Below are 12,352 nucleotides of genomic sequence, written 5' to 3' on the forward strand. Positions count from 1 at the left end.
TTAACCTTCCTTCTCAATCTTATCTAAGACTTGACGCAAGATTGAACCGTATTCATATTTGCCTGGACAAACGAAAGAACATAACGCCAAGTCTTCTTCGTCTAATTCCAGACAACCTAACTCTTGAGCACCATCGGTATCGCCCACGATTAAATCACGTAATAATAATGTAGGTAAAATGTCCAACGGCATTACGCGCTCATAGCTACCGATTGGCACCATTGCACGTTCGCCACCATTTTCTGAAGTAGTAAAATTAAACAATTTTTTACTGAAGTGACCTAATACGGTACGAGTCACAGAATATTTATTGGCTTGTGGCATAATCCAACCAAAAAATTCTTTTTCATTACCTTCAGCGATTACTGATACTTGCAAAGCATAGCGACCTAAATAATCATGTGAATCTTTTGCTATTTGACCACAAAGAACTGAGCCAGAAATTACACGATTTTTACCCGCACTTAATTCATTTTGGGTTAATTGAGAAAGATTAGCACCGATTATTGTACGTACTAAACGAGGTTCTTTCACTTGAGGACCTGCAAGAGAAATTACTCGTTCTGAATAAAGTTCACCTGTTGTAAATAATTTACCTACAGCGATTACATCTTGATAATTGATATGCCATACAGTTTTTTGAATACCGACAGGATCAATAAAGTGAATATGCGTCCCTACAAGACCAGCTGGATGAACACCAGTAAAATCATGAATCTGTAAATTTTCAAGATCAGTAGTGGGAATATTAGAATCGCCCGCTTTACATAAGTGTAATGGTTTTGAAGGGAATAGACGACTTAATACGGTTAAACCGTTAGTGAAGTCTTGCGAATATTCTTTTAATACGACAGAGGGATCGGCTGCTAATGGATTGGTATCCATCGCGTTTACAAAAATAGAAGATGCTTCACTTTCAATGGATGGAACTTTACTAAATGGACGAGTACGTAATGCCGTCCATAAGCCAGATTCTATCAAGTTTTGTTTTACTTGTTCAGAAGAAAGTGTATTCAATTGTTCTGTGCTATATTTTGCAAAAGTGATTTTTTCATCACCTTCTACATTAATAACAACAGATTGTAATACACGTTTTTCGCCACGATTGATTGCAGTGATGGTACCGCTTGCAGGGGCTGTAAAAATTACACCAGGATTTTTTTTGTCTTCAAAAAGTACTTGACCTTTTTTCACAACATCGCCTTCGCGTACCTTCATTGAAGGACGCATCCCCACATACTCCTCACCTAGAATCGCAACTTGATTCACAGCGTTGCCGCTATGGATTACTTGTGCTGGTTTTCCCGCGATTGGGAGATCCAAACCTTTCTTAATTGTAATCATACTATTTGCACTACTTTTCAAGGTTAAAAATACAATTGCTAATATAGTAAAAATACCCTAGAAGCAATCTCACGTTTGAGTGTGACAAACCGCTAAAAAAACATTAATGTCACAAAATAAAAAACTCAAATGGATTGATTTCACAGTTAATAATTTTACCGAGAAATCGAATTTGGACTAAATTAAACGCCTTATTCTAGCGAAAATCTCTGTTTTTCGCTACTTAAACAGAGGGTTTTTTGTTAGAACTTTTTGCGATATATCAAAAATGTTACATTTTTATAACAAAATTAACGACCAATACCTGCACATTTTGTTGAGTGCGGTACAGTTTCATTTTGTGCTTTCCATTCTTCTGGAGTGAATAAATGTAATGCTAATGCGTGAATACTATGATTTAATTCTTCGTTCAATAATTGATAAATACGCTGATGACGTTGTACTTTTCGAATATTTTTAAAGTCTGCGCTGACAATAACGCATTTAAAATGTGATTCAGAACCTCGATTAGAGTGATGTAAATGGCTTTCATTTTCTATTGCTAAAAAGTGCGGTTGAAATTCTTTTTGAATTTTTTGCTCAATAATTTGTTGAATTGACATTATAAGTTCTCCACAAAAACTACAATGAAACGCTATACATTAATAAGGAAGTTTGTAAGAATAGCACAATTCTAATTGATTTATGGGGAAATCATGACATTAGTAAACAAAATTAAAACATTATCATCAGTAGGTATTCTAGCGGCTACATTATTTCTTGCAGGCTGCCAAGCACAATCAAATATATTAGCATTTACACCGCTTGCGCCAAGTGCTTCAATGAATGTTAATCGAACTGCCGTTGTATCTGTTACAACAAAAGATAGCCGCGCAATACAAGAGATTGCGAGTTATACGAAACACGGGGAACTGATTAAATTAAATGCATCCCCAAGTGTTACACAATTATTTCAGCAAGTGATGCAGCAAAATTTAATTAGTAAAGGCTTTAGAATTGGGCAATTAAATGGTTCAAATGCGTGGGTAACTGTGGATGTGCGTGAATTTGGTACGCAAGTAGAACAAGGTAATCTTCGTTATAAACTTAATACCAAAATTCAAGCGACAGTTTATGTACAAGGTGCGAAAGGTTCGTATAATAAATCATTTAATGTTACGCGCTTACAAGAGGGCGTATTTAATGCGGACAATGATGAAATTCATAAAGTGCTATCTCAAACTTTTAATGATATTGTGAACAATATTTATCAAGATCAAGAAGTTGCGGCTGCGATAAACCAATATTCTAATTAATCACATATCTACAGTGAGGAAGATTGAACAATCTTCCTCTTTTTCTATCACGCTATTTCATTCTACATACTAGGCTTCACATAAAATCATTTCAAACTAATCATCTGTTCAAAAGAATAAAAAATATTCATAAAACCAATTACATCAATTTATAGCATTCTTTATAAAAATTAGGCAGAATACAAAAAAATTTTAGTTTAAAAAAGGAGCAAATTATGGCTAAACATTATGATTATATTGCTATTGGCGGTGGCAGTGGCGGTATTGCGTCTCTAAATCGAGCAGCAAGCTATGGAAAAAAATGTGCAATCATTGAAGCAAAACATCTTGGCGGAACTTGTGTAAATGTCGGTTGCGTACCTAAAAAAGTGATGTTTTATGGCGCGCATATTGCAGAAGCAATCAACAATTATGCACCAGATTATGGTTTTGATGTTGAAGTGAAAAAATTTGATTTTTCAAAACTGATTGAAAGTCGCCAAGCCTATATTAGTCGTATCCATACATCTTATAATAATGTATTAGCGAAAAATAATATTGATGTAATTAATGGTTTCGGAAAATTTGTCGATGCCCATACCATTGAAGTAACACTTGCTGATGGTACAAAAGAACAAGTAACCGCAGATCATATTTTAATCGCAACTGGTGGTCGTCCATATCGTCCAAATATTAAAGGACAAGAATACGGCATTGATTCAGATGGTTTCTTTGCATTAACCGAATTACCAAAACGTGCTGCTGTTATTGGTGCAGGCTATATTGCTGTTGAACTTTCTGGCGTATTAAATAGCTTAGGCGTGGAAACACATTTATTAGTGCGTCGCCATGCGCCAATGCGTAATCAGGATCCATTAATCGTAGAAACATTAGTGGAAGTGCTTGCGCAAGATGGAATTCAATTACATACCAATTCTACCCCATCTGAAATTGTAAAAAATGCAGATGGTTCACTTACTGTAAGATGTGATGGTCAATCTGATGTTACCGTAGATTGCGTTATTTGGGCTGCGGGTCGTGTTCCAACGACAGATAAAATTGGCTTAGAAAATGCAGGCGTAGAAACGAACGAACATGGCTATGTCAAAGTAGATAAATATCAAAATACTAATGTGAAAGGCATTTATGCGGTAGGCGATATTATTGAAAACGGCATTGAATTAACACCAGTTGCAGTTGCAGCAGGTCGTCGTCTTTCTGAGCGTTTATTTAATAATAAACCGACTGAATATTTAGATTACAGTTTAGTTCCAACCGTTGTATTTAGCCATCCGCCTATCGGCACTGTAGGTTTAACTGAACCGCAAGCGATTGAGCAGTACGGCGCAGAAAATGTTAAGGTATATAAATCTTCTTTCACAGCGATGTACACTGCGGTAACTCAACATCGCCAACCGTGCAAAATGAAATTAGTTTGTGTGGGTAAAGATGAAAAAGTTGTGGGTTTACATGGTATTGGTTTCGGTGTAGATGAAATGATTCAAGGATTTGCAGTAGCAATCAAAATGGGTGCAACAAAAGCTGATTTTGACAATACGGTGGCAATTCATCCAACAGGTTCAGAGGAATTTGTAACAATGCGTTAATTGTTCAAATGAAAGAAGAAAAAGGCAGTAAGGTTATACTGCCTTTAAAGAAGTGAGAAATATCTATTTTCAGGATTTGTTTCTGTCATTTATGGAAATAAATCCTGTTTATTTTTTATATGCCAAGATTTCGCCCATGCGAACAGGTTCATTTACGCTTAAATGATCAGCCAAACGCACTTGATTGGCTTGGAATAAATTAATTACTGTTGAACCAAGTTGGAACCAACCCATTTCTTGACCTTTCAATAATTTGACCGCACTTTCGCCTTCATAAGTCCAAGTTTTCACTTCCCAAGTTTTCACTTCATTGTGGCGTGGTGGATTAATTACGCCTGCCCAAGTTGTGCCAATACTTGCAGTGATGGTTGCGCCAACTAAAATTTGTACCATTGTGCCAAATTCAGTATCAAATACACAAATCACACGTTCATTACGTGCAAATAAATTTGGTACATGTTGGGCTAAAAATGGATTCACAGAGAATAAATCACCCGGCACATAAATCATTTTGCGTAGCGTAGCATCGCATGGCATATGCACTCGGTGATAATCACGAGGAGAAAGATAAGTAGTAGCAAATTCCCCATTTTTAAAGGTTTCCACTAATTCTTTATCTTCTGCCAATAAGTCTTCTAGGCTGAAAAAATGCCCCTTAGCTTGCAATAAAAGATTATCGTCAATATGACCGCACTCACTAATGCGACCGTCTGCTGGTAAACAAAGTGCGGTTGGATTTTGATTAATTGGACGCGCGTTTTCTTTTAACGGACGAATAAAAAATTCATTAAAACTTGCGTAATCAGAAAATTGTTCTTTTTGCGCAATGCTCATATCAATGTTGTATTTTTTCGCAAAAGCTTTAATTACAAAATGTGTTATTTTGCCCCATTTTTGTTTAGCAAACCAGCCAGCAATTTGAGTTAAATAAATTTGCGGCATGACATATTGAAATGCCACTTTTAAGCGTTGCCAATAAGAATTTGAAGTCATCATTATCTTTCCTTGTTAAAAAAAGAGGCGTGATTATAGCAATTTTTATCAAAGTGCCAACTTTTTTGGTAATTAGAAATTTTTCTCTCGTTATTATCCAATAAAAATGTGATTTCCCTTTGACTATCTTCGCAACAAGGGGTAATATTCACGCCCTATGCAAAAGGTAAAACTACCCCTAACCGTTGATCCGGTAAAAGATGCTCAAAGACGGCTTGATTATGTTGGTTATTATTCGGCAAATCAGCTTGAGCGTTTGGCGGAATCAGTGGTAAACGTGCTCAGCGATGCACAGGTAACATTATCGTTTTATGTTGATCCACAAAAATTAGTGGTGATGAAAGGTAAAGTACAGATTGATGTCGATCTTGAATGTCAGCGTTGTAACGAACCTTACAAACAAACATTGGAATGTGAGTTTACTTATAGTCCAGTGGCTAATTGGGATCAGGCTGATGACTTGCCCGAAATTTATGAGCCAATCGAGTTCAATGAGTTTGGCGAAATAGATTTAATTGGCACGGTGGAAGATGAGCTAATTTTAGCTTTGCCGCTTGTCCCAATGCATTCATCTGAACACTGTGAAGTGTCCGTGCAGGAACAGGTTTTTGGCGAATTGCCTGAAGAATTGGCAAAAAAACCGAACCCGTTCGCTGTATTAGCTAATTTAAAGCAAAAGTAAATTAAATTTAGGAGTATAGCCAATGGCTGTTCAACAAAACAAAAAATCTCGTTCACGTCGTGATATGCGTCGTTCACACGATGCTTTAACAACTGCTGCTGTATCAGTAGATAAAGCAAGCGGTGAAACTCACTTACGCCACCACGTAACTGCAGACGGTTACTATCGTGGTCGTAAAGTGATCAATAAGTAATTTTTTTACTTATAGGTGTTCACTTGAACCGTCTAACCTTGGCGTTAGATGTGATGGGCGGGGACGTTGGTCCCCGTATTACTATCTGCATTCCTTTAACATCGGAAAATAATCTGGTGTGGTCTTATCTCTTACTTGGCGATAGTCCATAGATTTTTTCCTTTTTAATCGCTTATCTTATTGAGTATGAATAGTAGAATTTTATCCACCGGTAGCTATCTGCCGAGTCATATTCGCACAAATGCGGATTTAGAAAAAATGGTTGATACATCAGATGAATGGATTGTCACTCGTTCTGGTATCCGTGAACGTCGTATCGCAGCGGAAGATGAAACTGTTGCAACAATGGGATTTGAAGCGGTAAAAAATGCGATCGAAGCTGCTCAAATTAATCCTCAAGATATTGAACTGATTATTGTTGCAACTACAAGTCACTCACATGCTTATCCAAGTGCGGCTTGCCAAGTGCAAGGTTTATTAAATATTGATGATGCGATTTCTTTTGATTTAGCGGCAGCTTGCACAGGCTTTGTCTATGCTTTGAGCGTAGCTGATCAATTTATTCGTGCAGGCAAAGTGAAAAAAGCCTTAGTGATAGGCTCAGATCTCAATTCTCGTAAATTAGATGAAAATGATCGCAGCACTGTTGTGCTATTTGGTGATGGTGCGGGTGCTGTAATTTTAGAAGCGAGTGAACAAGAAGGAATTATCTCCACCCATTTACACGCTTCAGCAGATAAAAATAATGCCCTTGTTTTAGCTCAGCCAGAACGTGGTATAGAAAAATCTGGCTATATCGAGATGCAAGGTAACGAAACCTTCAAATTGGCAGTTCGTGAACTTTCAAATGTGGTGGAAGAAACACTTTTAGCAAATAATTTAGATAAAAAAGATTTAGATTGGCTTGTGCCACACCAAGCAAATTTACGTATTATTACAGCGACGGCTAAAAAATTAGAAATGGATATGTCGCAAGTGCTGGTAACGTTAGATAAATACGCTAACAACAGTGCAGCAACAGTGCCTGTCGCTTTAGATGAGGCTGTTCGAGATGGTCGTATTCAACGTGGGCAGTTATTATTATTAGAAGCCTTTGGCGGTGGTTGGACTTGGGGTTCAGCGTTAGTGAGATTTTAGTTGATTTGATATAATTATTGATGATTTTAAAGTGCGGTAAAAATTGACCGCACTTTTTGTGTTAAATGTCAGGGGTTCGCCTGACGGCGACTTACTTTCTTTTACTCGTGTAAAAGAAAGTAGGCAAAGAAAACACGCCCCAGTTAAATCGCTGTTCTTTGCTTTGTTTCAATTTTCTTAACGGCAATTTGCTGAACTCGCTACGCTCAAACAGACGCAAATTGCCTAAAAATTGAAAGTCGCAAAGGCGATTTATATGGGGCCCCGAATTTATCAGAGCATTATTTAAAAAGTGCGGTTAATTTTAAATTCATTTTAAGAACAAAAAATATTTTGAGTTTTGACCGCACTTTAAATCGGATAAAGAACAAATTGGGTTCCCTTCTTTTCCACCTTTGTGGAATTGAATTTGTAGGAAATTTTCGTCTGTTTGAGCGCAGCGAGTTTAGAAAATTTCCGTGAAACAAATTCAATGGAACAAAGGAAACAAGGAAAAGTAGGGTCGCCTTTCTTTTTGCTTACTTTTTCTTTGGCGAAGCAAAGAAAAAGTAAGTCGCCATCGGCGAAACCCGATTTTAATTACCGAAGAAGAATTTTCAATTAAAAAACAATAGGACAAAACATAATGAAAAAATTCGCAATGGTCTTCCCAGGTCAAGGCTCCCAAACTGTCGGTATGCTTGCTGATCTTGCCACTGAATATCCAATCGTTATTGAAACATTTAAACAAGCATCTGATGCGCTTGGTTATGATTTATGGTATCTTGTTCAACAAGGTCCTGAAGAACTTAATAAAACTTGGCAAACTCAGCCCGCACTTTTAGCTGCTTCAGTCGCTATTTATCGCGTATGGCAAGAAAAATTTCCTCAATTAAAACCAGAAGTGATGGCAGGTCATAGCTTAGGTGAGTATTCTGCGTTAGTTTGTGCTGGGGTGTTGGATTTCCAAGATGCGATTAAATTAGTGGAATTGCGCGGAAAATTAATGCAACAAGCTGTGCCTGAAGGCACTGGCGCAATGTATGCAATCATTGGTTTAGATAATGAAGCAATTATTAATGCTTGCAAACAAGCAGAGGAAGGCGAAGTCGTATCTGCGGTGAACTTTAACTCACCGGGTCAAGTAGTTATTGCGGGTGCGAAAGCTGCAGTTGAGCGTGCGGCTGCATTATGTAAAGAAGCAGGGGCGAAACGTGCATTGCCGTTAGCTGTGAGCGTACCTTCTCACTGTGCATTAATGAAACCTGCAGCCGAGCAATTAGCGGTAACACTTGAGAATATTCAAATTAATACACCAACAACATCGGTATTAAATAACGTTGATGTGAAAGCTGAAACTGAAGGCACCGAAATTCGTACCGCACTTGTTCGTCAGTTATATAGTCCAGTTCGTTGGACTGAAACAGTTGAAAAAATGGCGCAAGATGGCGTTCTAGCGCTTGTTGAAGTGGGGCCAGGTAAAGTATTAAATGGTTTAACCAAACGCATTGTGGGTGATTTACAAGCAATATCTGTAAATGATGTTGCATCATTCAATGCGGTAGAAGAATTTTTAGCGTAAGTAAAAGGAAGAAAAAATGCAAGGTAAAATTGCTTTAGTGACAGGGGCTAGCCGTGGTATCGGTCGTGCGATTGCAGAAGAACTTAGTTCAAAAGGTGCATTTGTAATTGGTACCGCAACCTCTGAAAAGGGTGCAGAGGCGATCTCGGCTTATTTAGGGGATAAAGGTAAAGGTTTAGTTTTAAACGTAACGGATAAAGAATCTATCGAAACCTTACTTGGACAAATTAAAAATGATTTTGGCGATATTGATATTCTCGTGAATAACGCAGGTATTACTCGCGATAATTTATTGATGCGTATGAAAGATGAGGAATGGTTTGATATTATGCAAACTAACTTAACTTCGGTGTATCATCTTTCTAAAGCCATGTTACGTTCAATGATGAAAAAACGTTTTGGTCGTATCATCAATATTGGTTCAGTGGTTGGTTCAACGGGTAATCCAGGACAAACTAACTATTGTGCGGCAAAAGCGGGTGTGGTTGGTTTTTCTAAATCTTTAGCGAAAGAAGTAGCTGCACGTGGTATTACTGTAAATGTGGTTGCACCAGGTTTTATTGCAACAGATATGACAGAAGTGCTTACGGATGAACAAAAAGCGGGGATCTTATCTAATGTTCCAGCTGGACGTTTAGGCGAAGCAAAAGACATAGCTAAAGCCGTTGCTTTCTTAGCTTCTGATGATGCAGGTTATATCACGGGAACAACGTTACACGTGAATGGTGGCTTATACTTAAGCTAAAATTTGACATTGATTTATGGGGGATTTCTAAGCAATAAAATCATAGCCAAAGATTTTAGATAATGCTAAAATCCTACTCGCAATGTAACTTGGTTACGCCTTGAGCGTATGCAAAGGTACGTAACTATATTTGATGTGTGTGTTCACATTGCCTATTTTGTGGTGCGACCAGACCATAAAATAGTTGCAAGTTACTAAAAAATACATACACTAACCGCTCTTTTATGAGTTAAAACTAACAAATAGGAAAAACAAATGAGTATTGAAGAACGCGTGAAAAAAATCATCGTTGAACAATTAGGTGTTAAAGAAGAAGATGTTAAACCTGAAGCTTCTTTTGTTGAAGATTTAGGTGCAGATTCATTAGACACAGTTGAATTAGTAATGGCTTTAGAAGAAGAATTTGATATTGAAATTCCTGATGAAGAAGCTGAAAAAATTACCACTGTTCAATCTGCGATTGATTACGTGCAAAACAATCAATAATTTTAAGTTGGGCGACGTTTTAAGTCGCCTAATTTTTTTTCTAATAATCCTCTTTAAAATTACCGCACTTTTTATTTTTCCTTTTCATAAAAATTGATCTAAATTATCGTTTACTTAAAATCTTGGTTTAAATTTTAAAAAATTATTTAGTTATATGCCTAAAAAGAAGTATTATTTGCATAGTTTTTCATTTTTGAGGTGTTTATGCTTTATTTAGAATTTTTATTTTTACTATTAATGCTCTATATCGGTAGCCGTTACGGCGGTATCGGATTAGGTGTTGTTTCTGGTATCGGTCTTGCTATCGAGGTTTTCGTATTTCGTATGCCAGTGGGGAAAGCACCGATTGATGTTATGCTTATCATTCTTGCAGTGGTGACTTGCGCATCCGTACTTGAAGCAGCTGGCGGTTTGAAATTTATGTTACAAATTGCTGAACGCATTCTCCGTAAAAATCCAAAACGTGTTACTTTACTAGGCCCATTAGTCGTCTATTTATTAACCTTTATGCTTGGTACGGGTCACTCTGTTTACACAATTATGCCAATCATCGGCGATGTTGCATTGAAAAACAAAATTCGTCCAGAACGTCCAATGGCAGCGTCTTCGGTAGCATCGCAATTAGCCATCACATCAAGCCCACTTTCTGCAGCTGTTGTATTTTATCTAGGTAAAATTACAGCAATGCCCGCTTTTGAGCATATTAGTTTATTAGATATTATTTGTGTAACCGTTCCTGCTACTTTAGCGGGTACGATTGCACTTTCTTTATACAGTATGCGTCGTGGTAAAGAGTTAGAACAAGATCCTGAATATCAACGTCGTTTACAAGATCCAGTATGGCGCGAACGTATTTTAAATACTACCAGTACAACATTGAATGAAACCCTTCCGCAAGGGGCAAAAAAATCTGTTTACCTATTTTTACTTGCTTTAGTTGTGATTGTTGCGATTGCGATGATTCCTGAAATTCGTACTATCGGTAGCGGAAAAGCAATTTCAATGTCACTTATCATTCAAATGATGATGCTTTGCTTTGGCGGTGTGATTTTACTTGCAACGAAAACAAATCCTCAAATCGTGCCAAATGGCGTGGTATTTAAGTCAGGTATGGTAGCAGCGATTGCAATTTATGGTATTGCGTGGATGAGCGACACTTACTTCAAATATGCAATGCCAGAATTTAAAGCCGCGATTACTGATATGGTGCAAACTTACCCTTGGACATTCGCATTGGCGTTATTTGCAGTCTCAGTTGTAATTAATAGCCAAGCAGCAACAGCCGTAATGTTATTACCTGTTGGTATTGGTTTAGGTATTCCTGCGCCAATCTTAGTTGGTTTAATGCCTGCAACTTATGCGTATTTCTTCATTCCAAATTATCCGTCAGATATTGCAACAGTAAACTTTGACGTAACGGGTACAACAAAAATTGGTAAATATTATTTTAACCACAGTTTTATGGTGCCAGGTTTAATTGGGGTTGTTGTTGCTTGCTTGGTCGGTGTTTCTGTGGCGGAATTAGTGATTCGCTAATTTACACACAAACTAAATCCTTTTAATATAAAAGCACCTTTGAATGGTGCTTTTATTTTATGACAACCTACATCGCCTACGGCAATATAAATCAACCTTTTTCTTTGGAATCCTTACCCGATGAACTGATTCCAGAAAATCTATATCAAATTGAAACGGATAGCTCCCGTGTTTTTCAGCGTCATCAGTGTCGTCGGCTTGCGCATTTATTACTTTTCCAACTTCTAAAAATAGCAGGAAAATCCACCGCACTTTTATCTCAAATTCATCGTTCTGAAAGTGGCAGACCTTATTTTCTTGATGAGCGAATAGATTTTAATATTAGCCATTCTGGTGATTGGGTGGCGGTAATATTAGATATTAGAAAAGAAGAAAAAAGTGCGGTGGGAATTGATATTGAATTTCCTAAAATAAGAAATTTTACGGCGTTGATGGAACATATTGCACCAAAAGAAGAAATTGATTGGTTTCATCATCAGCAGGATTCTTTGAACGCTTTTTATCGTTGTTGGTGTTTGCGAGAGGCTGTATTGAAATCTCAAGGATTTGGGATCGTAAAATTATCCAATGTTCGTCATTTTCCTGAACAACAAAAAATTTTTTCAGATTATTGTCCGCAGGGGCAGTTGTGGTTTACTGATGAACTCCCTATTTATTTAGCCGCTTTTGTCAATCATCAAGAAAAATTACCGCACTTTTATGAATGGAATAGAGAAAGTTTACAGATAAAAGAACTTGAAAAATATGTTCTTTATGAAGTGAATTAATCAAAAAAATCCTTATATAAAATCAAG

General features: G+C 37.2%; 13 protein-coding genes and 1 pseudogene. 11 read left to right on the top strand and 3 right to left on the bottom strand.

The genetic code is table 11. The features are described from left to right. Together DQN49_RS05265 and DQN49_RS05270 are read right to left on the bottom strand one after the other, a co-directional pair. Positions 1 to 1,344 (bottom strand): Na(+)-translocating NADH-quinone reductase subunit A, encoded by a 1,344-nt coding sequence (locus tag DQN49_RS05265; RefSeq protein WP_006996307.1) that lies wholly within the window; start codon positions 1,342 to 1,344, stop codon positions 1 to 3. Between the two features lie 290 nt (positions 1,345 to 1,634). Then, the gene (locus DQN49_RS05270; RefSeq protein ID WP_005668108.1) at positions 1,635 to 1,946 is read right to left on the bottom strand and encodes a BolA family protein; all 312 of its coding nucleotides are present in this window, start codon (positions 1,944 to 1,946) and stop codon (positions 1,635 to 1,637) included. 93 nt (positions 1,947 to 2,039) lie between these two features. Between DQN49_RS05270 and DQN49_RS05275 the strand changes: the two genes are divergently transcribed. Further along, a complete protein-coding gene (locus tag DQN49_RS05275; RefSeq protein ID WP_006996308.1) occupies positions 2,040 to 2,639 on the top strand; it encodes a YajG family lipoprotein in 600 nt (199 codons plus the stop codon). 215 nt (positions 2,640 to 2,854) lie between these two features. Then, entirely contained in the window at positions 2,855 to 4,225 is a 1,371-nt protein-coding gene (gorA, locus tag DQN49_RS05280) for a glutathione-disulfide reductase (RefSeq protein ID WP_006996309.1), read from the top strand. Positions 4,226 to 4,333: 108 nt separating this feature from the next. Here the strand turns inward: gorA and asd are convergent, their stop codons facing one another. Further along, on the bottom strand, positions 4,334 to 5,218 hold the full coding sequence (gene asd, locus DQN49_RS05285; protein ID WP_032826367.1) for an archaetidylserine decarboxylase: 885 nt from the start codon (positions 5,216 to 5,218) through the stop codon (positions 4,334 to 4,336). A gap of 157 nt (positions 5,219 to 5,375) precedes the next feature. Here asd and yceD point away from each other — a divergent pair, with 157 nt between their 5' ends. From yceD to DQN49_RS05335, 9 genes and pseudogenes are all read left to right on the top strand, one after another. Continuing rightward, entirely contained in the window at positions 5,376 to 5,900 is a 525-nt protein-coding gene (gene yceD, locus DQN49_RS05290; RefSeq protein ID WP_006996310.1) for a 23S rRNA accumulation protein YceD, read from the top strand. A 22-nt stretch (positions 5,901 to 5,922) separates the two neighbouring features. After that, positions 5,923 to 6,093, top strand: coding sequence for a 50S ribosomal protein L32 (gene rpmF, locus DQN49_RS05295; protein ID WP_005544470.1), 171 nt, complete (start codon positions 5,923 to 5,925; stop codon positions 6,091 to 6,093). A gap of 23 nt (positions 6,094 to 6,116) precedes the next feature. Next, positions 6,117 to 6,239: pseudogene (locus tag DQN49_RS10420) on the top strand (phosphate acyltransferase PlsX); the annotation flags it as partial. Between the two features lie 40 nt (positions 6,240 to 6,279). Then, complete coding sequence (locus DQN49_RS05300) at positions 6,280 to 7,230, top strand: beta-ketoacyl-ACP synthase III (protein ID WP_006996311.1); 951 nt, start codon at positions 6,280 to 6,282, stop codon at positions 7,228 to 7,230. A gap of 625 nt (positions 7,231 to 7,855) precedes the next feature. Then, positions 7,856 to 8,791 (top strand): ACP S-malonyltransferase, encoded by a 936-nt coding sequence (fabD, locus tag DQN49_RS05315; protein ID WP_006996313.1) that lies wholly within the window; start codon positions 7,856 to 7,858, stop codon positions 8,789 to 8,791. A gap of 16 nt (positions 8,792 to 8,807) precedes the next feature. Further along, positions 8,808 to 9,536, top strand: a complete 729-nt coding sequence (gene fabG / locus DQN49_RS05320; protein ID WP_005668128.1) for a 3-oxoacyl-ACP reductase FabG — start codon at positions 8,808 to 8,810, stop codon at positions 9,534 to 9,536. 255 nt (positions 9,537 to 9,791) lie between these two features. Continuing rightward, complete coding sequence (gene acpP / locus DQN49_RS05325; protein WP_005544465.1) at positions 9,792 to 10,022, top strand: acyl carrier protein; 231 nt, start codon at positions 9,792 to 9,794, stop codon at positions 10,020 to 10,022. Positions 10,023 to 10,226: 204 nt separating this feature from the next. Next, on the top strand, positions 10,227 to 11,558 hold the full coding sequence (locus DQN49_RS05330) for an anaerobic C4-dicarboxylate transporter (RefSeq protein WP_006996314.1): 1,332 nt from the start codon (positions 10,227 to 10,229) through the stop codon (positions 11,556 to 11,558). Between the two features lie 59 nt (positions 11,559 to 11,617). Continuing rightward, positions 11,618 to 12,325, top strand: coding sequence for a 4'-phosphopantetheinyl transferase family protein (locus tag DQN49_RS05335; RefSeq protein ID WP_006996315.1), 708 nt, complete (start codon positions 11,618 to 11,620; stop codon positions 12,323 to 12,325). The last annotated feature ends 27 nt before the right edge of the window (positions 12,326 to 12,352 follow it).

The sequence above is a fragment of the Haemophilus aegyptius genome (genome assembly GCF_900475885.1).
GTDB classification, from domain to species: domain Bacteria; phylum Pseudomonadota; class Gammaproteobacteria; order Enterobacterales; family Pasteurellaceae; genus Haemophilus; species Haemophilus influenzae.

What these genes read in the sequence shown, in the direction of transcription:
- DQN49_RS05265 (WP_006996307.1), bottom strand. Translation starts at nt 1,344, where the DNA reads ATGATTACAATTAAGAAAGGTTTGGATCTCCCAATCGCGGGAAAACCA.
- DQN49_RS05270 (WP_005668108.1), bottom strand. Translation starts at nt 1,946, where the DNA reads ATGTCAATTCAACAAATTATTGAGCAAAAAATTCAAAAAGAATTTCAA.
- DQN49_RS05275 (WP_006996308.1), top strand. Translation starts at nt 2,040, where the DNA reads ATGACATTAGTAAACAAAATTAAAACATTATCATCAGTAGGTATTCTA.
- gorA (WP_006996309.1), top strand. Translation starts at nt 2,855, where the DNA reads ATGGCTAAACATTATGATTATATTGCTATTGGCGGTGGCAGTGGCGGT.
- asd (WP_032826367.1), bottom strand. Translation starts at nt 5,218, where the DNA reads ATGACTTCAAATTCTTATTGGCAACGCTTAAAAGTGGCATTTCAATAT.
- yceD (WP_006996310.1), top strand. Translation starts at nt 5,376, where the DNA reads ATGCAAAAGGTAAAACTACCCCTAACCGTTGATCCGGTAAAAGATGCT.
- rpmF (WP_005544470.1), top strand. Translation starts at nt 5,923, where the DNA reads ATGGCTGTTCAACAAAACAAAAAATCTCGTTCACGTCGTGATATGCGT.
- DQN49_RS05300 (WP_006996311.1), top strand. Translation starts at nt 6,280, where the DNA reads ATGAATAGTAGAATTTTATCCACCGGTAGCTATCTGCCGAGTCATATT.
- fabD (WP_006996313.1), top strand. Translation starts at nt 7,856, where the DNA reads ATGAAAAAATTCGCAATGGTCTTCCCAGGTCAAGGCTCCCAAACTGTC.
- fabG (WP_005668128.1), top strand. Translation starts at nt 8,808, where the DNA reads ATGCAAGGTAAAATTGCTTTAGTGACAGGGGCTAGCCGTGGTATCGGT.
- acpP (WP_005544465.1), top strand. Translation starts at nt 9,792, where the DNA reads ATGAGTATTGAAGAACGCGTGAAAAAAATCATCGTTGAACAATTAGGT.
- DQN49_RS05330 (WP_006996314.1), top strand. Translation starts at nt 10,227, where the DNA reads ATGCTTTATTTAGAATTTTTATTTTTACTATTAATGCTCTATATCGGT.
- DQN49_RS05335 (WP_006996315.1), top strand. Translation starts at nt 11,618, where the DNA reads ATGACAACCTACATCGCCTACGGCAATATAAATCAACCTTTTTCTTTG.